The organism is Pseudoclavibacter chungangensis, assembly GCF_013410545.1.
GTDB lineage: Bacteria > Actinomycetota > Actinomycetes > Actinomycetales > Microbacteriaceae > Pseudoclavibacter > Pseudoclavibacter chungangensis.
In genome coordinates, this window is record NZ_JACCFV010000001.1 from 2,588,056 (window position 1) to 2,610,212 (window position 22,157).

Genomic DNA, 22,157 nt, shown 5'->3' on the forward strand with positions numbered 1-22,157 from the left:
ACTGAGCGGAGGGGTGAAGCGTCGGCGCGCGGTAGGGGCAAGTCTAGTCGTCACGCGCAGCACCGGACGAGAGCAGCCCGTGTCCGAAGGCCGGTATACCGTGCCGAAAAAGACGGAGGTCGACATGTCACTCAGCGCAATACCCGGCGCCCTTGCTCAATCGCACATCCTCGTATCGACAGCCTTTGGTGTGGGATGGGAGCGAATCGCCCAGTGGACGGTCATCGGAATCGTCAGTGCGTGGTTCTGGACCAGCAGTGGCGAGCACGTCGTAGCGATGGTCGACCCGATTCATGGCCTACAGCCCGTCACGACACCAGTCGCTTGGCTCATCGAACTCCTCGGCGGCCTCGGAGTCACCCAAGTCCGTTGGCTCGAAGCGACTCTGGTTTGGACTGCGTCGCTGAAGGACGCATGGCTCGAGGGTGCGCTCGTCGTCGTCGCGGCAGGTTGCGCGACGGCCCTCGCCCGGCACAGGAATGGAGCTGGCCTCATCACGCTGAGCACGCTCTCGCTCGTGTTTGCGGTGCAGATCTCCGGAAACTTCGCGCCCGTACTGTGGTTCGGAGCCGTCGCAGCAAGCCCTGCTCTCCTTGCCCTCGTTCTTCGCAGCTTGCAACGGGCTACCGACGCTTCACCCCAACGGCCAACTCGCTGGCTGCCCGCCAGATTCATCGTCCTGAGACTCGTCGGCGTCGTCCTCAGCCCGATCCTTCTCCCCGTCTTCGCACCGGTCATCGCCCTGACCAATCTCATGCCCGCATACGCGCACGACGATGACGGTGAGAGCGCAGCACACGACCTCGTCTCCACCGGCGTGAGCGACCTTGTCGCGGCAGAGGCCGATGGGCGGCAACCGAGCGCATCCACGGTCCTCCGAATCCTGAGTGGACTCGCGCTCGCGGACTCGGCGGCGTCGTCACGAAACAGGCTCGCTTTTGGAATCCAGTGGGGTCTTGCCGCGCCGAGTGGGGCGGCCCCAAACCGAACTTCACCGTGAAACTGAATGAGTTGGGACACTCACCACCCCTGGTGGGGCGACGCAGGGAGGCATTCTCCAACAGGGAGGTCAAGACGGTGCCCTCCCGCCTCCCCGACTGCAGGGTTGTCCGCGAACGAAGGCACCGCACCGACGCCTGCGGGGACGTGCTAGAAGCCGCATACTCGGGCAGGCTTCGTCGTGAAGCGCGCTTCGTCGTGATGCAGAACCGCCACCGCAGGGACAGCAGCGGGCCGCCCATCATGTTCTGCGGCAGGCTCGACCTCTTGCGCGACAACGGCCCCGACGGGCGTGGCCGACATCGAACACCGATGTGGCGCCGGTTGTCGCCGCCTTCCCAAGCACCTAATCGGTCCTCGGGTCTGCCCATGCCCGACGACAGTCGTCGGCTCGGCCCGCAAACGCACACGCCGCCCAGGTACCCTCCCTTCATGTCCACGTCCGGCAAGACACCGGCAACCATCGCCCTGCGCGATGTGCTCGACGGTCGCCGAGTCGAGTTCGCTGCGCTGCTGGCGAAGTACCGGGCCACGAATCCGCACCTGTTCGGTTCCGTCGCACGTGGAACTGCGGGCGCGGACAGCGACGTCGATGTGCTCGTGGACATGGATGCGTCCGACGGCAACATCTTGTTGCGCGCCGCTGGCCTCATGGAGGAAACGCGTGACCTCTTCGGGAGGGACGACATCGACATCTTCCCGGCCGAGCTCCTGAAACGCCGGGTATCCGAGACGGCGCTGCGAGAAACGGTCCCGCTGAACTCCCCACGTATGCGTGAGCCACGGCCTTCCGCTTCACGTCCTCAGAGCTGATTGACCCGCACGAGGTTCCCCGACGGATCGCGGAATGCGCAGTCGCGCACCCCGTAGTCCTGCTCGGTCGGCTCCTGCACGACCTCTGCGCCGGCAGCCTCGACCCTCTCGAAGAAGGCGTCGAGGTCGTTCGTGCCGAGCGTCACCGCGCCGAGCACGCCCTTCGCCATGAGGCGCAGCACCGTGGCGCGCTCCTCCTCGGTGACGCCGGGGTCGACGACCGGCGGGTGCAGCACGATCGACGTCTTCGGCTGGTCGACGGGGCCGACGGTGATCCACCGCAGGTCCTCGTAGCCGACGTCCTGGCGCACCTCGAAGCCGAGCGCGTCGCGATAGAACCCGAGCGCGGCGTCCGCGTCGGTGTGCGGGAGGAAGGCGTAATGGATGATGACGTTGTTCATGCCGCCCACGCTACGAAGGTTCAGTGGCCGCCGGCTTCTCGATTCCTGACCGGTCTGCCGACCTGCCGCGCGAGGCAGTGGGGGATGCCCTCCGTCGCGCGCGCGAAATCGCGCCGATACGCGCTCGGGGAGACGCCGACGAGCTCCGTGAACCGCGTGCTGAAGGTGCCCAGCGACGAGAACCCCACCTCGAAACAGATCGCCGTCACCGACAGATCACCCCGCCGCAGCAGGGTCATGGCCCGCTCGATGCGCCGCGTCATGAGGTACGAGTACGGCGGCTCGCCGGAGACGCGCCGGAACTCGCGCGTCAGGTGTCCCGCCGACATGTGCACGCCCCGCGCGAGCTCCTCGACGTTCAACGGGCGAGCGAACTCCCGATCGATCCGATCGCGCACCCGCCGCATGACGGCGACGTCGTCGAGCCTTGCATCGTTCATCCCCGCTCCTTCGTGCGATCGCCCCGCGGACGACTCTCACACACGCCGCCGACCCGGTCGAGCCCGGCACCTCGACGGTCGCCGGGAGTCGAGTTGACGAAACCTTGCAGGGATGTAATATTGCGCGTCCGCAATTTTCATCACCCCTCGCGAGAGGACGCAATGTCCACGGTTTCATCGCTCACCGGCCCGCAGCCGGTGCCGCAGGCTGCTGCACCGAAGCCGGTCATGACGCATCGTCAGATCATGTTCGTGATCTACGGGCTCATGGCCGGCATGTTCCTCTCGTCGCTCGACCAGACGATCGTCGGCACCGCCATCCGCACCATCGGCGACGACCTGCACGGCCTCGATCAGCAGGCGTGGGTCACGACGGCGTACCTCATCACCTCGACCATCTCGGTCCCGATCTACGGCAAGCTCTCCGACATCCTCGGCCGCCGACCGCTGTTCATCTTCGGCATCACGGTCTTCGTGCTGGGCTCGCTGCTGTCGACGTTCTCGACCTCCATGCTCATGCTCGCCGGGTTCCGTGCCGTGCAGGGCATCGGCGCGGGTGCGCTGATGTCCCTCCCGCTCGCGATCATGGCCGACATCCTCGCCCCCCGCGAGCGCGCCAAGTACCAGGGCTACTTCTTCGCCGTCTTCGGCATCTCCTCGCTCGTGGGCCCGCTCGTTGGCGGCCTGTTCGCGGGCGCGAGCGAGATCCTGTGGATCCCCGGCTGGCGCTGGGTGTTCCTCATCAACATCCCGATCGGCCTGATCGCCCTCGCGATCGTCATCGCGTTCCTGCACCTGCCGAAGGTGGGCACACACGCGAACCCGCGAATCGACTGGTGGGGTGCGACCGCGGTGATCGTCGCGCTCGTCCCGCTGCTGCTCGTCGCCGAGCAGGGCCGCGAGTGGGGCTGGGGCTCACTCATCTCGATCGCCTGCTACGTCGTCGGCGGGCTCGGGGCCGTCGCGTTCGTATTCATCGAGATCGCGATGAAGAACGACGCGATCATCCCCATGCGACTGTTCAACTCGAACGCGTTCTCGTGGGCGACCGTCATCGGCATCCTCGTCGGCTTCGGCATGTTCGGGGCGATGATGACGATCCCCCTCTACATGCAGATCGTCATCGGCCTCACACCGACCGAATCCGGCTTCGCGATGCTCCCGATGATCGTCGGGCTCATGGCCTCGTCCGTCGCGGCCGGCCAGATCACCGCGCGCACGGGACGCTACGGCTTCTTCCCGCGCACGGGCACGCTCACGACAGCCATCGGCTTCCTGATCCTCACCTTCGTGTCGGCGACCACGCCGCTCTGGTTCATGATGCTCGGGATGTTCGTCATCGGCCTCGGTCTCGGTCAGCTCATGCAGACCCTGACGATGGCGAGCCAGAACGCCGTCGAGGCGCCCGACATGGGCGTCGCGACGAGCGCGGCGACGTTCTTCCGCCAGATCGGTGGCACGCTCGGCACCGCGATCATGCTGTCCGTCCTGTTCACGATGCTGCCGGCGAACATCACGCACAGCATGGCCGACAAGCCGACGCTCACCGCGGCCCTCGACGCCGCACTGGACCCGGAGGTCGCGGGAGCCGAGCGGAACCAGGCCGTCATGGCGCAGCTCTGGACGCCGATCGTCGGTCCCCTGCAGACCACCATCCAGCAGCAGCTCGACGACGCGGCGACGCAGGCGACGTCGGCGGCGAGCGACGCGGTCACGAGCGCCGTCACCGAGTCGGTGAATCAAGCGGTCGCAGCAGGGCAGCTGCCCGAATCGGCGGCGGCGAGCGCGATCGACGCGGGCGTGCAGCAGGCGCTGGGCGACGCGCAGTCTGCGGCCCTGCAGACGGTGGCGGAGCAGGCACACGCATCGGTCGTCGGCGGCGGCGTGTCGGTCGACTGGTCGAACGCCGAGCAGCGGACGTACTGGGTGGACCAGCTCGTCCCGGATCTCGCCGAGCGCATCGCGACGGACGCCGCATCGGACTCCGGCGGGGCGAGCAGCTCGGTGAGCGACACCTCGTTCCTGAACGGCGCGGACGCCGCGCTGACGAAGCCGTTCATGGTCGGCTTCACGCAGGCGATCGACGTCATCTACTGGATCGGCTTCGGCGTGCTGATGCTCGCGTTCGTACTGAGCTGGTTCTTCAAGGCTCCCCCGCTGCGCACGCGTTCCGCACTGCAGGAGCGAGCCGACGAGAGCGGCGTGAGCGAGACCGGCACGATCAGGGTGTCGAGCTGAGATGAGTGACGATCACGACGCGGGGCGGCCGACGGAGGGGCTGCGCGAACGCAAGAAGCGCTTGCGGCGGCAGGCCCTGCACGACGCCGCCCTGCGCCTGGTCGAGCAGAACGGGCTCGATGGCACCACGGTCGAGCAGATCTGCGAGGACGTCGGCGTCTCGCCCCGCACGTTCTTCAACTACTTCCCCTCGAAGTCCGCCGCCGCGCTCAACCTTCGCGACCAGGTCGTCTCGCCCGAGTCCGCGGAACGGTTCCGGAACGCCACGGGCGAGCTCATGCCGGCGGTCTGTGAGCTGCTCGTCGATGCGATGAACGCGGGGGCGGAGCGGGCGAGGATCAAGAAGCTGTTCGAGACGCAACCGCAGATCGCCGAGCCCCTGGCCCAGTGGATGGGGAAGCTCAAGACGGAGTTCTCCGCGCTCATCCAGGAGCGCACCGCCTCCCCCGAGACCGCCGACGCCGCGATCACGCTCGCGCTGACGTCGTTCCGAGCGCTCCTGCACGAACCGACCGACGAGGTCACCCTGACCACGGCGCGTCTGCTCGGGACCATGGACGAGTTGCTCGCCGCCCGGCACGCGATGCTGGCTGAGCCTAACGACGCAACGACGTAGTCCTCCCCGGGCAACACACGGAGTCGAAGCCGCGGAGGGACAAGGCATCGCGCTCGGCTCAATTCGCGAGCGATCCGATCAGGTCCCGCGAGGTGATCCCGAAACCACTTCGTCACGCCGGTCCGCGACGAGGATGGAAGCACAGTCGTTGGCACAAACCTGCGCCACCCGTTCACTCGCGATGTCCCAGGTATGCCCTACCTTGAACCCATGCCAGAGAAGAAGAATGAACTTGAACAACACATCGCCGTCTTCGGTGAGAGTTCGAGCGGAAAGACCGTGCTCGTGTCCTCGTTCTACGGCGCGGCGCAACAGGCCGCGTTCGTTGAGAACAGCCTGTACCGGGTCGTCGCGAACGACATCGGACAGGGCTCGAGACTCAATCGCAACTATCTCGGTATGCGCGACGAAGCGACCCCGCCGCTCGCCACGCAGTTCGCTGCGACCTCCTACGCGTTCTCCATCAAGCTCAAGGAGCCGCCGGCCGCGCGGGCACCGAAGGACCAACCCTTCGACGCCCTGCGGCTCGTGTGGCACGACTACCCGGGCGAATGGTTCGAGCAGAGCCTCACGGGCGAAGAAGCGCAGCGACGCATCGACACGTTCCGCGCTCTCCTCCACTCCGACGTGGCGCTGCTTCTCGTCGACGGACAGCGCCTCCTCGACCACGCGGGCGAGGAGGAGCGCTACCTCAAATCGCTCTTCAACAACTACATGAACGGGCTCCTCACACTCAAGGACGATGTCCTCGTTGACGGCAAGCCACTCGTCCAGTTCCCCCGAATCTGGATGGTGGCCCTCTCAAAGGCAGACCTGCTCCCGGACATGGATGCGTACGCGTTCCGCGACATGCTCGACCTCAAAGCGGCGGACGACATCAACGAACTCCGCTCGGTGTTGAAGAGCTTCGTGCAAGCGCCCGATGCGATGTCGGTCGGCGAGGACTTCCTCCTGCTCTCGTCGGGCAAGTTCGAACCAGGGAAGATCGACCTCTCCGAGCGACGCGGCGTCGACCTCGTGCTGCCGGTCGCGTCGATCCTCCCCCTCGAACGCCACGCGAGGTGGGCGAAACTCCAAAACCTTCCCGGTAAGGTCGCGGAGAACCTGCTCGGCGCCGGGTTCTATGTCCTCGGTGCGGCGCTCCTCGGGAAGAAGTTCTTCGGCAAGGCCATCCCCTTGCCACTGGCAGCCGCCCTGGCCTTCCTCAACAAGGACGTCGTGGACGCGGCGTCGCGGGTCGCGAACGACGCGCTCCGGGACCTCAACGAGAAGGCCCTGGCGAAACGCAACTACGTTACGGCCACGCTCACACAGTTCCAGTTGGACCTCAACACGGCGGAGGCGAAGCGGACTCTACTCAGGAGCGCTAAGTGACCCTCGAGCCGGGTTCGTTCATCTGGGCGACCCGAGGTCGCCATTGGGGGTTTCGGTTTCTCCGCGATGGCGGGTACACCGACCCGCTGCCTGCCTACGAGGAGGCCTTCGCCCAAGTGTCCGAGCGTCGCGAGCTCTGCGAGCTCGTCGGCGACGAACTCGTCGTCCGCTTCCCCGACCCAGCGGGACGCAAGGACCGCGCCGGGCGGCCCATCTTGCACGACTTCGTCATCCGTCACACCGACACCGGCCAGCTCCCCTCGCTCACCGATGCTCCCGGTCTGGCGTGGGCTGCCGTCTCCGCCGAATATGCGCGGCTGTGGGACAGCGACCCCGCTCCCTAGCACCGCCTACCGCTACGGATTCCCCATCCGACTCGCTGCACAGACCGCACCGTTCGCCATCGAGGCGGCGAGCGCGTCGACATCGGCCGTGGGTCTTCCACATTGTTGGCCCCCCATGAGGTCAGGGAACGATAGTGATGCACTCGGGCCGTGCACAGAGTGCGGCATGGTCGATGGCCCACGCGACCGGCGTGAGCGTCAGCGAGCGGAACGAAGAGTTGAGCGGGTGTTCGCATACGAGTGCATAGGCGGCGCGGGTTTCGAGCCGCGACCGGGCGATGCAATCCGTCGACTTCCGGCCCGAGCCGCGAAGCTGTCGGGGACGCCCGCCGATTGGCTCCGTGGGCCCGTTGCTACTGGGGCGGTCGAGAACGCGAGAACGTCGGCGACAGTCGACGCCAAGGTGCGGCCGATGTGTCACGACCCCCGAAGCACCCGCCACAGCACACGCCCGCCGAATCGCAGACTCTCGACGGGCACGTGTTCGTCGGCCGCGTGGAACTGCCCGAACGCGTCGAAGTCGTTCGGCAAGCGCAGCGGCGTGAAGCCGTGGCCGCGGATGCCGAGCAGCGCGAGGGCCTTGTTGTCGGTGTTCGCGGGCATCTGGAACGGCACGATGATGCCGTCCGCATCCTCCCCGGTGATCGCCGCTTGCAGCAGCTCGATGAGCTCGCCCTCCATCGGCGATTCGATCGCGGGGATCGAGCCGCGCTCCACGACCTCGATCCCGTTCCCGACGATTGCCCGCAGCTCGGCGGCGATGGTCCGTTCGTGTCCGGGGACGGTGCGGATGTCGAGTTGTGCGCGCGCCTCGGCCGGGATCACGTTGCGCTTCACCCCACCCTCGAGCACGGTCGGCGAGACGGTCGTGCGCGCCGCGGCCGAGATCAGACGCCCCGGCGGACCGAGCCGCTCGAGGAACCCGTCGAGGGCCTCGTCGCCGACGGGGCCTGCGCCGAACTCACGCGCGAGGACGCCGATGAAGCGATCCAGCGCGGGCGTGCGCACGATCGGGAACGGATGATCGGCGACTGCCGTCACGGCTCGCGCGAGCGCCACGACGGCATTGTCCGGCGTGGGTCTGGACCCGTGCCCCGCGCGGCCCCGCGCGACGAGGTCGATGCTCACCGAGCCCTTCTCCCCCGTGGCGACGAGATACGCTCGCCGCCCCTCGCGCAGGGGCAGCGAGAATCCACCGACCTCACCGAGCGCCTCCGTCGCACCCGCGAACACCTCGGGCCGCTCGGCGACGATCCAACGCGAACCGTATCGGCCGCCGGCCTCCTCGTCCGCGAAGAACGCGAAGACGAGATCACGGCGCGGTGCTCGCCCCTCGCGGGCGAGGGCCCGCGCGACGGCGAGCATCGTGCCCGCGAACCCCTTCATGTCGACGGCGCCCCGGCCGTACAGGATGCCGTCGTGCGTCTCCGCCCCGAACGGCGGATGCGTCCACGCCTGGCCGTCCACGGGGACGACGTCGAGGTGGGCGTGCACGACGAGCGCCCCGGCCGCCGGGTCGGTCCCCCGCAATCGCGCGACGATGCTCGCGCGCCCCGGCACGGGCTTGAACCACTCGGGCTCGTATCCCACCTCGGCGAGCCGCTCGGCGACGAATCGCGCTGCCCGTGCCTCCCCGTTACCCGTGGTCTCCGTGACCCCGGTGTTGACGCTGTCGATGCGGATGAGTCCCCGGGCGAACTCGAGCGACTCGCCCTCGATCCGCCCCTCGTGCGCCCCGTCCGTGGCCGCACCCGATGTCGTCGTCATGACGCCATTTCATCGAGCCGGACCGGATTCGCCAAGACGAGCGACTCGCGCCGTAACGCGCACCGTGCGTGATTCGGCCGACCGCTCGCGGTGGCACGGGACGCCTGTCGATGTCGGCCGCCACTCATGTGCGCGACGACGACACGCGACTCCCGTCTCGGACGTCGGCCACCCGGATGCTCCTGCCTGCGCCGTCCGTACTCGACCCGAGCTCACCCGCCCCACCCGCACCCCTTTCCCACTCCGCCTGTGGGCATCTCCACGCCTCATCGGGAAGAATCGTCGACGAACGTCCGTCAAGGCGAGGAGACACGCGTGACGCCACACGAGTTCGAGGCACCCGATCTTCAGAAGCTCATCGAGCACGCGTTCCCCGAGCTGAGTCCCGAACAGCGTGCCGCCCTGTTCGTCGGCGGGCTCGCCCCGACCGGTCTCCCCACTCGACCCGAGCCGCGACTCCTGCCGGTGCCGACGACCGTTCGAGGATTTCGCGTGCGACTGGATCTGTCGCGCACGAAGCCCCCCGTGTGGCGTCGGCTCGAGATTGCCGGCGACACGACCCTGCCGCAACTGCACGAGGTGATCCAGGCAGCCATGGGGTGGACGGACAGCCACCTGCATCGTTTCCGAACCGGCCACGACCCGTACGCCCCCGAGTTCCTCACCGGATTCGACCTCGACGAGGGCGATGAGGGAATGCCGGAGGACGGGGTGCGCCTCGACCAGCTCGTCGCCGACGAGGGCGACCGGCTCTGGTACGACTACGACTTCGGCGACAACTGGCAACATGTCCTGCGCGTCGAACGTGTCCTCGACACACCGCCACCGTCACCGACGTGCATCGGGGGACGGCTCGCCTGCCCTCCCGAGGACTGCGGCGGCACGTGGGGGTACGACGAACTCGCGGCCTGGGTACGCAGCGACTACGACGACACGTTGCGCCCGGACGTCTTCGACAGCGTCGACGAGGGGCGCGCGTGGCTACCCGAGGGCTGGCATCCCGATGCCTTCGACGCCGAGGAGACGAACGCATGGCTCGCGGCGGCAAGCGCCGAACCGGGCCCCGTCGGCGAGGAGCTCGCCTCGCTGCTCGAGCTGTCACGCGACCGCGGCTCGCGAGCACTCCGCGACACCCTCGCACACCCCGCAGCCGACGGCCCCACCGATATCGACGACGACTCGGCCGCCGAACTGACCGAACCGTTCCGCGTGCTGCTCGAGGCCATCGGGAACGGCACGGACCTCACTGCGGCCGGCTACCTGAAGCCTGCCGTGGTCGAGCAGATCGCGCAGCACGCCGGCATCGCCGAATGGTGGATCGGGAAGGCGAACCGCGAAGACCTCACGACACCGGTCGCGAACCTGCGCGCACTCGCGCGTGCGCTCGGTCTCGTGGTGGTCCGACACGGACGCATCACCCCGGCGCGCACGATCGCCCGTCATGGTCACGATCCGCAGGCCCTCCTGCGGCACATCGCCGGCCGCCTTCCGCTGGGCACGTCTCCCGCCGATCGCCACGCCGGGTGGGCTGCACTCGCGGTGGCCGCGTGCGCGACACCGTCGGAACAGTGGCCCGATCGCATCGCCGAGATCCTGTTCGACCTCGGGTGGCGCGACCGGGATGCGCCCGGCGCACTTCCCCCGTCGGGAAGCCCGACGCTCGGCACACTCATGCTGCTTTCCGGCGACGCCCGCAGCGGGCGTCGATTGCACGGCGTGAACGAGGCCGTGGCCGCGCTCGCCCGCCGCATCATCCGTGGTCGACGTGTCGGGGAGGCCCGTGTCGGGGACAGTCGGGAAACGTGACGCGCTCGCACCGCCCGACAGCCCGGTCATCCCGTTCCGCGTCCGATCCGACTCGCCACGGCCACAGGGCTACGGCATGGCGTGGTGACCGCGGTCGATCACAGTGCGGGGACGAGTTCGTGACCATGGTGGTCTCGAACTCGTCGGCCGTCGAACCGCCGCGCCGGACTGTCGTCGGCCGGGATCCGCTCCGTCCGTGCGACGATCGGGAGCGTGCTGGCGTGGACGACGAACCCCGAGGCCCCGGGCGGCCTCGCCCTCCGGGACGTGCCCGAGCCCGTGCCGTCACCGGACGAGGTGCTCGTGCGGGTCGAGGCGTTCGCCCCCAACCCCGGCGATCTCGCAGCGCTCACCGGGGCCGCAGCGGGCAGCGTCCCGGGCTGGGACGGCAGCGGTATCGTCATCGAGCCGGCCGCGGACGGGCACGGCCCCCGCGCGGGTGACCGGGTGCTCTTCCTCGGCCTCGCTGCACGCGGCTGGGCGCAGCGCCGCGTCGTGCCGCTCGCGATGACGGCCGCCGCCCCGGCCGACGCGTCACCGGAGCGACTCGCGACACTCCCCGTCCCCGCGACGAGCGCGCTGCGGGCGGTGCGCCGGCTCGGCTCCCTGCTCGGGCGACGCGTCCTCGTCGTCGGCGCGACGAGCGCGGTCGGCCGCTTCGCCGTGCAGCTCGCGGCACGCTCCGGCGCGCACGTCGTCGCCGTCGCACGCGACGAGCACCGGCACGCGGAGCTGCGCGCGCTCGGTGCGGCGGAGACGCACGCGACCCCGGCATCCGTCACCCGCCGCGTCCACGGTGCGATCGACATGATCGGCGGCCCGCACCTCGTCGACGCCTACGCACTGCTCGAACGCGGCGGCACCGTCATCGCGCTCGGCCACGCCGCGGGTGCCGACGAGCACTTCCCCTACGGCGCGTTCGTCGCCGACCCGTCGACGTCCGATCGCAGCATCACGAGCTTCTTCCTCGGCACGGAACCCGAGCTGGACACCGAGATGGCCCTGCTCGGGGCCGATCCGTCGCTCGACGTCGGCCCGCTCGACGTCCGCTCCTGGACGGCCCTCGCGACGTGGATCACGGACGGGGCACGGCGCGACGCCGGCCGCGTCGTCTTCCGGGTCGACCAGGAGCACGCCGACCGCCCCACCGGGGCCTGAGCCGGGCCGCCGCGACCGACCGTTCCCCTGCGACGAACTGGCCGATCGCTGCTGCCCGCCCCGCTCCCGGTGCCACACGCGTCCTCGCCGACCCCATCGGCCGCCGGGCCGCTCCGTGACGAACGCGTCACCGCGCCCGCCACCGACATCGGCTACGAGGCCAGAAACGACCGCAGCGCCGCGTTGACCTCGTCGGCGTGCGTCCAGAGCAACCCGTGCGGTGCCCCCTCGACCTCGACGTATTCGGCTTCGGGGAAGGCCTCGTGGAACCGCCGCCCCGTCGCGTCGATCGGCAGGATGTTGTCCGCCGTGCCGTGCAGGATCAGGCTCGGTTTGCCGGCCGCCCGCACGGCCTCGACGTCGCCGCGGAAGTCCTCGATCCACGTCGGCACCACGGCGTAGGCGGCCACGGGCGCGCTCGTGACCGCGACGTTCCAGTTGGCGTCGACGACCTGGCGGCTGATGCGCGAGCCGAGGGTGTCGTCGAGGTTGTAGAAGTTCGTGAAGAAGTCGGTGAACCACGCGTACCGATCGCCCCGTGCCGCGGCCTCGATACCGTCGAACACGTCCTGCGGCACGCCGTCGGGATTGTCCTCCCGCTGCACGAGGAACGGCTCGAGCGAGGCGAGGAACGCGAGCCTCGAGACCCGGTCGTGGCCGTGGTTGGCGACGTACCGCGCGAGCTCCCCCGTCCCCATGGAGAAGCCGACGAGCACGACGTCGCGCAGATCGAGGGTCTCGAGGACCGCGTGCAGGTCGGCTGCGAAGGTGTCGTAGTCGTAGCCGGTACCCACCTTCGACGACTGCCCGAAGCCCCGGCGATCGTAGGTGATGACGCGGTATCCCTGCGCGAGCAGTTCCCTGCTCTGGCGCTCCCAGCTGTGCCCGTCGAGCGGGTATCCGTGGATCAGCACGACCGGCTGACCGGCACCGTGGTCCTCGTAGTAGAGCTCGATCGGTGTGCTGTTCTCGGTTCCGACGGTGATGTGCCCCATACGTGCTTCCTCGCTTCTGCGTCGCGGGCGGGAGGTGTCATGGGACACGTTGCCAGGGTGAGATCCGAGGTCGGTCGATGTGACGTCCCGATACACGGCACCATCGCGTGCGATCGCCCCCGACCCCACGCCGCGGTCGGAGCCATTCTCGGTCGGAGCCCACGCGGTCAGAGCCACCCGCGGTCGCGCGCGATCCGGGCCGCTTCGTGCCGGGTCGTGGCCGCCGTCTTCTGCATCGCGCTCGACAGGTAGTTGCGCACCGTCCCGGGCGCGAGGTGGAGCCGCTTCGCGATCTCGGTCACCGCATATCCCTCGCGCGTCTCCCGCAGTGCGTCGGCCTCACGGTCGGTGAGCGGTGAGTCGTCGACGACCGACGCCTCCAGCACCTCGTGCGCGATCCAGCGCCCGCCACCGTGCAGTGCGCGGATGACCTCGACGATGTCCTCCGGGTCGGCGCTCTTGCTCATGAACCCCTGCACCCCGAGCTTGAGCGCGCGACGCAGCACGCCCGGGCGAGCGTGGCGCGTCAACATCAGGACGCGCTGTTCGGGACGTTCCGCACGGATCGCGGCGACCGCCTCGAGCCCGTCCGTGCCGGGCATCTCGAAGTCGATGACGAGCACGTCGGGCTCGTGCCGGAGCGTGGCGGCGATGGCCTCGGTGCCGCTGTCGGCCTGCGCGATCACCTCGATGGTGCCGTCGAGCGGGAGGAGCGCCGCGAGCGCGGCGCGAAGCAATTGCTCGTCGTCGACCAGCACGACCCTGATCGGCTCGTCGCCCGTCATGCCGCGTCCCCGTCCGGGCGGCCGCCGGGCCGCTGCGGGATCCGCGCGGTCAGCACGAATCGACCGGGCGGACGTGCGATCGCGAGCGATCCACCCGCCTCCTCGACGCGTGTCCGGAGTCGGGCGAGGCCTCGCAACGCAACCGGCTCGGGCACGGCATCGATGACCCCGTCGTTCGCGATCACGACGGACTCCCGTCCCATCGTGATCGTCACGTCGTTCGGCTTCGCGTGCCGCAACAGATTCGTCGTCGCCTCGCGCAACACCTGCGCGAGCAGCGGATGGGGCGACGGCCCGGTTCCGCCCTCGATCCGTGCCGTCACGGCGATCCCCGCCGCCTCGACGAGGCGCTTCGCGTTCTCGACCTCCGCGGTCGGGTTCAGCTCGTGCTGCGCGTACGCGAGCGTCCGCGTGTGCGTGATCGTCTCGTCGGCGAGACGACGGATCTCGCCGAGTTCCTGCTCGGCCCGCACCGGATCCGTTCGCACGAGGTGCGAGGCGAGCACCGCCTTGAGCTTGATCACGTGCAGCGAATGCCCCTGGATGTCGTGCAGGTCACCCGCGAACCGGACGCGCTCCCGCTCGACCGCGAGCGCCGCCTCGGCCTCCCGTGCCCGCTCGAGACGCCGCGCGAGCAGCCACGCCTGTTCGCTCACGAGGATGACGCCGGCGATGAACAGCGTGCCGCCCGCCGGGACGAGCAGGTACTCCACGACGAGGACCGGGGCGAACGGGTGGAAGGCGAACGCCCCGGCGCCGATCAGCGCGACGAGCGCGGCGAAGGCCGCCAGCCACAGCCGCCGAGCCCGCATCCGCACGATGAGGAGGGCACCGACGAGCGCGAAGGGAACGAAACTGATCGGGCTCGCCGCCGAGAAGGAGCCGATCACCCACCCCACCGAACTCCTCGACGCCCGCCGCGCGGGCAGGACGGGGCTCGTGCTCCCGACGCTGTCGCTCGGCCTCTGGCACACGTTCGGCGAGCACACGCCCGTTCACGACCAACGCGAACGGCTGCTGGCCGCATTCGACGCCGGCATCTGGCACATCGACACCGCGAACCGCTACGGCCCGCCCCACGGTCACGCCGAGGAGGTGCTCGGCTCGGTGCTCGCGCGGGATCTCGCCGCGCACCGCTCCGAGATCATGGTGTCCACCAAGGCGGGCAATCGCATCGGTCCCGGTGCCTACGGCGCCGGTGGCTCGCGGAAGCACCTGCTCGAGGCGCTCGATGCGAGCCTGGGTCGCCTCCGACTCGACCACGTCGACGTGTTCTACCTGCACCGCCCGGACCCCGAGGTCGACGTCGACGAGACCGTCGCCGCACTCGCCCACACCGTCACGAGCGGCCGAGCCCACTACGTCGGGATCTCCAACGCGGATGCCGCGACGACGACCGAGTACGCGACAAAACTGCGGGCGGCGGGCGTGCCCCTGGCGCTCCACCAGCACCGGTTCTCCCTCCTCGACCGCGACGCGGAATCCGGCGGACTCCACGATGTGCTCGGCGCCGAGCGTGTGGGCGGCGTCGTGTACTCGCCCCTCGCGCAGGGCCTGCTCACCGACCACTACCTCGCCGGCAGCGCCCCGGCCGGGGCGCGGGCCGGCTCGAGCCCGTTCCTCGGCACCGAGTTCATCGACGACGCGTACCTCGCGCGCACCCGCGAGGCGAACGAGCTCGCGACGCGTCACGCTCGAACGCTCGCGCAGCTCGCGCTCCAGTGGGTACTGCGGGCGCCGGCCGTGACGAGTGCCATCCTCGGCGTGAGTCGGGTCGAGCAGTTGCACGCGAACATCGCCGCGCTGCAGGCCCCGCCGCTCGACGAGGAGACCCTCGCGGCGCTCGATCGGCTCTACCCCGCGGCCTCGAGCCGCACCGCTGAGGACGCCACTGCCACGAACCCGGCGACGTCGAGCGAAACCGCGCCGAGCCCCGCGCCCTGACCACTCACGCTCGGTCGCTGTGCCCCGAACGCCCGGACCGCGAACGCGATCGCACCACACGAGAGGACCTGCCCGCCACCATGCCGCCGAAACGATCGGAGCGTGACATCGCGCTCCAGCTCTATACGCTCCGGAACCAGCTCGCGACGAGCCCCGAGGCCACGTTCGACACGATCGTCGACGCCGGGTACACGGCGGTGGAACTCTTCCGGCCCATCGAGCTGTCCGCGACGTTCGGGGGCCAGCTCGAACGGCGAGGCCTTCGCGTTCCGTCCGTGCACGCCCAGCTCGTCGGGCGCGACGCGGCGCCGATCTTCGACACCGCGAGCGCCCTCGGCGCTGGGACGGTCATCGATCCGCGCGTCGACCCGGCGGCGTGGACGACGCGCGATGGCATCCTGCGGACGGCCGAGGCCCTCAACGCGCTCGCCGAGGAGGCGGCGGCGTGGGACCTGCACGTCGGGTACCACAATCACGACGTCGAGCTGTCCTCGCTGATCGACGGTACGCCCGCCCTGCTCGTGCTCGACGGCGCACTCGACGCCGTCGTCGTGCTCGAAGTGGACGTCTACTGGGCGGCCGTGGGCGGCGCCGACGTCGTCGGGCTGCTCACCGAGCTGGGCGATCGGGTCCGTCTGCTCCACCTGAAGGACGGCCCGGCGACGGCGACGGGCGCGATCGATCCGGATCTCGCGAAGCAGGTGCCGTTCGGCGCGGGCGTCCTCGATGCTCCGGCGGTGCTCGCGGCCGCGCCCGGTGCGTCGACGCTCGTCGTCGAGTTCGACGACTTCGACGGCGACCTCCAGCAGACGATCGCCGATGCGCGGCACCGGGTGCAGACGCTCGTCGAGGGCGAGCGATGAGCGCACCGATCGCGGTCGGAGTCGTCGGCACGGGCGTCATCAGCGCCGACTACCTGCGCACCCTGACCGAGTCGGACGAGGTGACGGTCGTCGCCGTCGGCGACCTCGATGTCGATCGAGCGCGAGCGGTCGCCGAGGCGTTCGGCATCCCGCGCGCCGGGACCGCCGCGAGCGTCATCGAGGACCCGCGGCTTGAGATCGTCGTCAATCTGACGCCGCCCGCCGCGCACGCCGAGGTGACGCTCGCCGCGATCGCGCACGGCAAGCACGTGTGGTCCGAGAAGCCCATCGCGCTGAGCGAGGACGACGCGGACGCGATCGTCGCGGCCGCCGGTGCGGCCGGCGTGCTCGTGGGCGTCGCACCCGACACGCTCCTCGGGGGCGCGTTCCGGACCGCCGCCGGCGCCCTCGCGCGGGGCGAGTTCGGTACCCCGTTCACCGCGCAGGCTGCGTTCCAGTACGTCGGTCCGGACTGGTGGCACCCGAACCCCGACTTCCTCTTCGCACGCGGCGCGGGGCCCGTGATGGACATGGGCCCGCACTACGTCACCGCCCTCGCGCGTGTGTTCGGGCCCGCGGTCGACGTCGTGGCGGCCGGACAGCGCCCGCAAGCGGTTCGCACAGTGTGCACCGGCCCTCGTGCGGGCGAGAAGTTCCCCGTCGAGGTCGACACGACCGTCTCCGCGATCGTCCGCTACCGTTCCGGTGCCCACGCGAACCTGTCCTTCAGCTTCGACTCGCCCCTCCGCCGCTTCGGGATCCTCGAGGTCACGACGACGGAGGCCACGGTGACGCTGCCCGATCCGAACCGCTTCGACGGCGTGACGACGGTGCTCCGCGCCGGGGAGCAGGACGCGACCGAACTCCCGTCGCCCACGCCCGCGGAGTCCCGAGGCCTCGGCGTCCTCTCGATCGTCCGCGCCCTCCGCGACGGGACGCCGCTCGCGGCCTCGACCGAGCTCGCCCGTCACGTGCTCGAGACGCTCCTCGCGATCGAGGAGTCCGCCCGAACGGGCTCGCGCGTGGAGCTGCGCACCAGCTTCACGACGCCGACCAGCGTGCCCCGCCCGACGCCGGGCGCCGCACATGCACGGGAAGGAGTATGACCGAGTCGGGTGCGCGGCAAGCCCTGCGCACCCTCTGGGACACGTCGAAGAGGCGCACAAGAAGCCGGGTTGTTGCTACCGGGCCCCGGGCCCGGTAGCAACAACCCGGCTTTCTGTGGCGCTCCCGTCGCGGGCGCGGCACCCGTCGCGGGCGCGGCATCGCCGCTGCGCGAGCCGCGCCGACGCAGCGGCGACTCGGAGACTGTGGGCCGATGCGGCCGCCGGAGTTCCGGGTGGTTCTCGGGGTTCGGGGTGCCCCGGAAGCCCGAAAACCGCCCGGAACGCGGCTGGGGAGCGAAAAACCCTCCGGATCGCGAGGATCGGAGGGTTTCAGAGCTGGGGTACCTGGACTCGAACCAAGAACAACTGAGAGTCGCCTGGCCCGCCCGGACGAACCCCCGAATCGGTGGAGCTCCCCGTAATTTCAGGGATCTCATGGGGCTGAGTCTAGCGCGAGCTACCGACAGCTACGCAGTGAATCGGGCTGGTTCGTGCCACTCGGGAGGGTTTCTGGTCACCAATTTGGTCACCGATTCTCGCCGTCGTCGAGCCTCTGGACCGGCACGAACGCGGCGAGCGGTTGAGGATCTCTGGTGAGGTCGTACTCGCGCAGCAAGGCGATGTATCGGCGCTTGTCGATCGGCATGCACGGCGATGCCGAGTTCGCGTGCTGTCCAGTCGTCGGTGTGCTCCCACCGGTACCGCCTGTTGTCGAGCGATCCGCGGAGCTCGACGGCGATGCGCTGGGGTTCGACGCCGATGTTGAGATCACGCGTTCGGTATCGACCTGCCCACGTCCACAGGTCTCCGTAGAGCTTCTGATGCAGGCCACGGAGGAACGCGTCCGTGAGAATATCGGCGAGCACGAGTCGCCCGTCGGCGATGTCGTCGAGAAACGCGATGCTGACCTCATCGTTGACCGCCTGCTCGGCCTCGTAGAGGTCGATCTTCTTCGGCGCATCGCCGAAGATCTCACGAGCCTGTGGGGTGAGGGCGTCTGCTTCTTCCGGGTCCACCGGCGTTTTGCCATAGCCGGGCTCGATGCCCGTCAAACGCGCGGCGAGGAAGCGCTCGACCCGTTCAGAGCGAGTGACACCGACCGGCACCGACCTGTTCTCCAACGCTGCCGACGCCCGCGTGGAACGCAGAGCGGCACGATGAAGCGCCTCGCGAGTGACGTCCTTGCGCTTCATATGCTCACCTCCGGGAGAACAGGATCGACTTCATTCGATCTGCCGACTCCCTCCTGGTGGGGCGCGGTGCACGCGCCGCCCCCAGGCACTTCCCTGACCAGCAGTTGGGCGGAAACCGACGTGTTCCACGAGAATTGATCGCGATGGCGCATCCCGACGTGACGTGCCCGAGCCGGAAGAAGGAAGATGGCATCCGAGAAGTTCGAGGCACCGGAGCTTCAAAAGTTCATCGCCGCACTGCGCCCCGACGCCGATCATCTGGACGATCTCTGGCGCCGACCCGAGCCGCAGCTCCTCCCCATCCCCGCGACGGTGCGGGGGTTCCGCATCCGTATCGACCTGCAGCGCACGAAGCCGCCGGTGTGGCGACGTGTCGAGGTGCCGGGTGACATCCTCCTGCCGCGGTTGCATGAGGTGATCCAGGCGGCGATGGGATGGACCGACAGCCACCTGCACCGCTTCCGCACGAGCAATGACCGCAACGCTCCCGAGTTCCTCACCCAGTTCGACCTCGATGAGGGCGACGAGGGGATGCTCGAAGACGATGTTCGTCTCGATCAGGTCATCGCCGGCGAGGGTGATCGGCTCTGGTACGACTACGACTTCGGGGATGACTGGAAGCACCTCCTGCGCGTCGAGAAGGTGCTCGACGCCCCTCCTCCGGCTCCGGTGTGCGTCGGCGGGAAGCTCGCCTGCCCGCCGGAGGACTGCGGCGGCGTCTGGGGTTACGCCGAGCTCGCCGACTGGGTGCGCAGCGACTACGACGACGCCCTCCGCCCCGAGATGTTCGACAGCACGGCGGAAGGACGCGCGTGGCTGCCCGACGGCTGGCATCCCGACGTGTTCGACATCGATGAGACGAACGAGCTCATCGCCTCCGTCACCGCGGAGCCGATCCCGGTCGTCGAGGAGCTCGGGTCGCTGTTCGAGCTGGCACGCAACCGCGGCGCACGAGGCCTGCGCGACGCGCTCGCGCATCCGTCCGCTTCCGGTGCGACCGATGTCAGCGCAGACGATGCCGCCGATCTCACCGAGCCGTTCCGAGCACTCCTCGACATCCTCGGGGACGGCGCGGCGCTCACCGGCGCCGGGTATCTGAAGCCCGCTGCCGTCGAGCAGATCGCACATCGCATCGGCATCACCGAATGGTGGATCGGCAAGGCCAACCGCGAAGACCTCACCTGGCCCGTCTGGGAACTCCGCGCCACCGCGCGAGCGCTCGGGCTGGTGTCGGTGCGCAAAGGGCGCATCGCTCCGACTCGGGCAATCGCGGCACGGCGGGGCGATCCGCAGGCGATCCTGCGCCACATCACCGGCCGGCTCCCACTCGGAACGACCCCCGCCGAGCGACACGCCGGATGGATGGCGCTCGTCGTCGCCGCGAATGAGACACCCGCTGAACTCTGGGAGTCACGCATCAGTGAACTCTTGTTCGAACTCGGCTGGCGCGACCGCGAAGACCCCTACCGCGCCCCATCCCCCGACAGCCCCACGCTCGACGCACTCAACCTGCTCACCGGGGCGATGCGCGTGAACCGGCGACCCAAGAGCCTGAACACGGCCGTCGCAGCCATCGCCCGGACCGTCATACGGGCTTGACCGTCTGGTCACCAGATCAAGTGCCGCGAGGTCCGGCCGAAACCGTCACAGTTCCGCCCTACCTGTAGCCGATTCGGTCGACTCAGACGGTGCGCCGGATGCCGTGTGCCAGTTCCGTTCGACGGGGCTCCACAGGGCCTTGGCGTCGAGCCCGTCCAGCGCCGGGTCGACGAAGTCGGCAGCTGAGTATTCGCGCTTCTGAGGGCCGCTGATATTGGGGGCTCTTCGGACATTCGGTGGGGGTCATGGGGTGAGTCCGCCGGCGGCGAGGAGCATGCGGAGCCGGTAGTTGTCGCGGTTGCGGAAGCCGCGGGCGAGGCGGCGGTGCAGCTCGATGATCCCGTTCACGGCCTCAGTGCCGCCGTTCGATGATCGTCCGGTCGTGAAGTAGGCCAGGAACGCGGCTCGCCAGCGGCGGAGGGTGCGGCCGAGGCGGGCGATCTCGGGGATCGGGCAGGTGTGGAATGTGTCGACGACCTTCTCGGCGATCCGCCGCCCCTCGACGAGGTCCTTCTGGTGGTAGGCGGAACGCAGTTGCTGGGCGCACTGCCATGCGACGAACACCTCGTCGTGCGCGGGGTCGGCCTCGATCGCTGCCGCGAGCCTGGTCCGCTGCTTCTCGGTGAGGTTCTCGGCGCCGGCGCGGAGGATGGTCTGGATCCCGTAGAGCGGGTCGCCGGTCCGACCGCGATGCCCGAGGGTGTCTTGCTGGACGCGGCGGCGGACCTCGTCCACAGCGGCGGTGCCGAGCTTGACGACGTGGAACGCGTCCAGCACGGCCGTGGCGTCTTCGAGCTTGTCGTCGATCGCGGTCTTGTAGCCGGCGAACGGGTCAAGAGCTGCGACCTTCACGTTCTGCCGGAACGCTTCGCCGCGTTCGGCGAGCCAGGACGCGTAGGCCTTCCCGGAGCGGCCGGGCACGAGGTCGAGCAGCCTGGCCCGCGTCTTTCCGGTGCTGTCGCGGCTGAGATCGACCATCCCGGTCAGTTCCTTCGGGCCGCGCTTTCGGGGGTCGACGTGATGCCAGATGTGCTCATCGACGCCGAGGGTGGTGACGTTCTCGAACCGGGACTCGTCCTCAGCCAGTTTGACCAGCTCGGGCTCGACGGCCCGCCACACCGTCTTCCACGACGTTCCGAGCTGACGGGCGATACCGTGCACGGTGGCGTGCTCGCGGCGCAGCTGCCCGATCGCCCAGCCGACGGCGCGCGTGGTGATCGACCCGCGCCGGGCCACCAGACCCGGGAGCTGCTCCACGAACGTCCGTCGCACGCATCCCACCTCGTCGCACCGCCAGACCCGCTGCCGCCACACGATCCGCACCCGCGTCACGCCGGGCACATCATGAAGCACCCGTCGGCGACGTCCGCGGCCGGTCGCGACGACCCCGCACGACGGGCAGCCGGTCGGTGCCGCCGGGCTCGAGACGGTCACGATCAGCAGCCCGTCACGGCGGTCAACGTCCTCGACATGGACCCCATCGAGGCCGAGCAGCAAGTCGCAGCGGGAACACGGGCAGGCGGCGGAGCACGCGTCAGCGCACCCCGAACTATCGTGAGACACGTCGAGGTCCTCGGTTGGAGCAGCAGTTGGCGCTACTGATCCTCGGGGACCTCGACCCCTACCCGCCGACCATCACCCGGCGAGCCTCACCCCCACCGAATGTCCGAAGAGCCATATTGGGGTTCGGGGCCACCCTGCCGTCGAGGCGATCGC

Annotated in this window: 20 protein-coding genes; 12 read left to right on the forward strand and 8 right to left on the reverse strand. The window is 69.4% G+C overall.

What is annotated here, in order from left to right; translation table 11 throughout:
* Positions 1–124 precede the first annotated feature (124 nt).
* Both HNR16_RS11500 and HNR16_RS11505 read left to right on the forward strand, forming a co-directional pair.
* Positions 125–1,000 carry a hypothetical protein gene (locus tag HNR16_RS11500; RefSeq protein ID WP_158039854.1) on the forward strand — a complete coding sequence of 292 codons (876 nt, stop codon included), beginning with the start codon at positions 125–127 and terminating at the stop codon, positions 998–1,000.
* Between the two features lie 431 nt (positions 1,001–1,431).
* Positions 1,432–1,812 carry a nucleotidyltransferase family protein gene (locus HNR16_RS11505; RefSeq protein ID WP_158039855.1) on the forward strand — a complete coding sequence of 127 codons (381 nt, stop codon included), beginning with the start codon at positions 1,432–1,434 and terminating at the stop codon, positions 1,810–1,812.
* Here HNR16_RS11505 and HNR16_RS11510 read toward each other — a convergent pair.
* Positions 1,803–2,213, reverse strand: a complete 411-nt coding sequence (locus tag HNR16_RS11510; RefSeq protein ID WP_158039856.1) for a VOC family protein — start codon at positions 2,211–2,213, stop codon at positions 1,803–1,805. The genes HNR16_RS11505 and HNR16_RS11510 overlap by 10 nt on opposite strands.
* Before the next feature lie 20 nt (positions 2,214–2,233).
* Positions 2,234–2,653, reverse strand: coding sequence for a helix-turn-helix transcriptional regulator (locus HNR16_RS11515; protein ID WP_158039857.1), 420 nt, complete (start codon positions 2,651–2,653; stop codon positions 2,234–2,236).
* A 228-nt stretch (positions 2,654–2,881) separates the two neighbouring features.
* On the opposite strand from HNR16_RS11515, the gene HNR16_RS11520 reads away from it, so the two are divergent.
* The 4 genes from HNR16_RS11520 (at position 2,882) to HNR16_RS11535 (ending at position 7,225) form a co-directional block, all read left to right on the forward strand.
* On the forward strand, positions 2,882–4,891 hold the full coding sequence (locus tag HNR16_RS11520) for an MDR family MFS transporter (protein WP_158039858.1): 2,010 nt from the start codon (positions 2,882–2,884) through the stop codon (positions 4,889–4,891).
* Position 4,892: 1 nt separating this feature from the next.
* The gene (locus HNR16_RS11525) at positions 4,893–5,507 is read left to right on the forward strand and encodes a TetR/AcrR family transcriptional regulator (RefSeq protein ID WP_158039859.1); all 615 of its coding nucleotides are present in this window, start codon (positions 4,893–4,895) and stop codon (positions 5,505–5,507) included.
* Positions 5,508–5,699: 192 nt separating this feature from the next.
* A complete protein-coding gene (locus HNR16_RS11530; RefSeq protein ID WP_225737790.1) occupies positions 5,700–6,881 on the forward strand; it encodes a TRAFAC clade GTPase domain-containing protein in 1,182 nt (393 codons plus the stop codon).
* Positions 6,878–7,225 (forward strand): hypothetical protein, encoded by a 348-nt coding sequence (locus HNR16_RS11535; protein ID WP_158039860.1) that lies wholly within the window; start codon positions 6,878–6,880, stop codon positions 7,223–7,225. Before HNR16_RS11530 ends, HNR16_RS11535 begins: the two co-directional genes overlap by 4 nt.
* Before the next feature lie 417 nt (positions 7,226–7,642).
* Here HNR16_RS11535 and HNR16_RS11540 read toward each other — a convergent pair whose 3' ends face one another.
* Complete coding sequence (locus tag HNR16_RS11540) at positions 7,643–8,992, reverse strand: M20/M25/M40 family metallo-hydrolase (RefSeq protein ID WP_158039861.1); 1,350 nt, start codon at positions 8,990–8,992, stop codon at positions 7,643–7,645.
* Between the two features lie 315 nt (positions 8,993–9,307).
* On the opposite strand from HNR16_RS11540, the gene HNR16_RS11545 reads away from it, so the two are divergent.
* Positions 9,308–10,798 carry a plasmid pRiA4b ORF-3 family protein gene (locus HNR16_RS11545; RefSeq protein WP_218868439.1) on the forward strand — a complete coding sequence of 497 codons (1,491 nt, stop codon included), beginning with the start codon at positions 9,308–9,310 and terminating at the stop codon, positions 10,796–10,798.
* Between the two features lie 213 nt (positions 10,799–11,011).
* Positions 11,012–11,956 (forward strand): zinc-binding dehydrogenase, encoded by a 945-nt coding sequence (locus tag HNR16_RS11550; RefSeq protein WP_158039863.1) that lies wholly within the window; start codon positions 11,012–11,014, stop codon positions 11,954–11,956.
* A gap of 152 nt (positions 11,957–12,108) precedes the next feature.
* Here the strand turns inward: HNR16_RS11550 and HNR16_RS11555 are convergent, their stop codons facing one another.
* The 3 genes from HNR16_RS11555 to HNR16_RS11565 all read right to left on the reverse strand — a co-directional run bounded on the left by HNR16_RS11555 (position 12,109) and on the right by HNR16_RS11565 (position 14,626).
* Positions 12,109–12,951, reverse strand: coding sequence for an alpha/beta fold hydrolase (locus tag HNR16_RS11555; RefSeq protein WP_158039864.1), 843 nt, complete (start codon positions 12,949–12,951; stop codon positions 12,109–12,111).
* 167 nt (positions 12,952–13,118) lie between these two features.
* Complete coding sequence (locus HNR16_RS11560; protein ID WP_158039865.1) at positions 13,119–13,736, reverse strand: response regulator transcription factor; 618 nt, start codon at positions 13,734–13,736, stop codon at positions 13,119–13,121.
* Entirely contained in the window at positions 13,733–14,626 is an 894-nt protein-coding gene (locus tag HNR16_RS11565) for a sensor histidine kinase (protein WP_158039866.1), read from the reverse strand. Before HNR16_RS11565 ends, HNR16_RS11560 begins: the two co-directional genes overlap by 4 nt.
* On the opposite strand from HNR16_RS11565, the gene HNR16_RS11570 reads away from it, so the two are divergent.
* From HNR16_RS11570 to HNR16_RS11580, 3 genes are all read left to right on the forward strand, one after another.
* The gene (locus HNR16_RS11570; RefSeq protein ID WP_158039867.1) at positions 14,556–15,680 is read left to right on the forward strand and encodes an aldo/keto reductase; all 1,125 of its coding nucleotides are present in this window, start codon (positions 14,556–14,558) and stop codon (positions 15,678–15,680) included. The genes HNR16_RS11565 and HNR16_RS11570 overlap by 71 nt on opposite strands.
* An 80-nt stretch (positions 15,681–15,760) precedes the next feature.
* Entirely contained in the window at positions 15,761–16,543 is a 783-nt protein-coding gene (locus HNR16_RS11575) for a sugar phosphate isomerase/epimerase family protein (protein ID WP_158039868.1), read from the forward strand.
* On the forward strand, positions 16,540–17,649 hold the full coding sequence (locus tag HNR16_RS11580) for a Gfo/Idh/MocA family protein (RefSeq protein ID WP_158039869.1): 1,110 nt from the start codon (positions 16,540–16,542) through the stop codon (positions 17,647–17,649). The genes HNR16_RS11575 and HNR16_RS11580 overlap by 4 nt, the downstream gene beginning before the upstream one ends.
* Before the next feature lie 467 nt (positions 17,650–18,116).
* Here the strand turns inward: HNR16_RS11580 and HNR16_RS11585 are convergent, their stop codons facing one another.
* A complete protein-coding gene (locus tag HNR16_RS11585) occupies positions 18,117–18,842 on the reverse strand; it encodes a hypothetical protein (RefSeq protein ID WP_158039870.1) in 726 nt (241 codons plus the stop codon).
* Positions 18,843–19,028: 186 nt separating this feature from the next.
* Between HNR16_RS11585 and HNR16_RS11590 the strand changes: the two genes are divergently transcribed.
* Positions 19,029–20,441: a plasmid pRiA4b ORF-3 family protein gene (locus tag HNR16_RS11590; protein ID WP_158039871.1), complete on the forward strand. Its 1,413-nt coding sequence runs from the start codon at positions 19,029–19,031 to the stop codon at positions 20,439–20,441.
* Positions 20,442–20,684: 243 nt separating this feature from the next.
* Here HNR16_RS11590 and HNR16_RS11595 read toward each other — a convergent pair whose 3' ends face one another.
* Positions 20,685–22,004: an ISL3 family transposase gene (locus tag HNR16_RS11595; RefSeq protein ID WP_420850446.1), complete on the reverse strand. Its 1,320-nt coding sequence runs from the start codon at positions 22,002–22,004 to the stop codon at positions 20,685–20,687.
* Between the last annotated feature and the right edge of the window lie 153 nt (positions 22,005–22,157).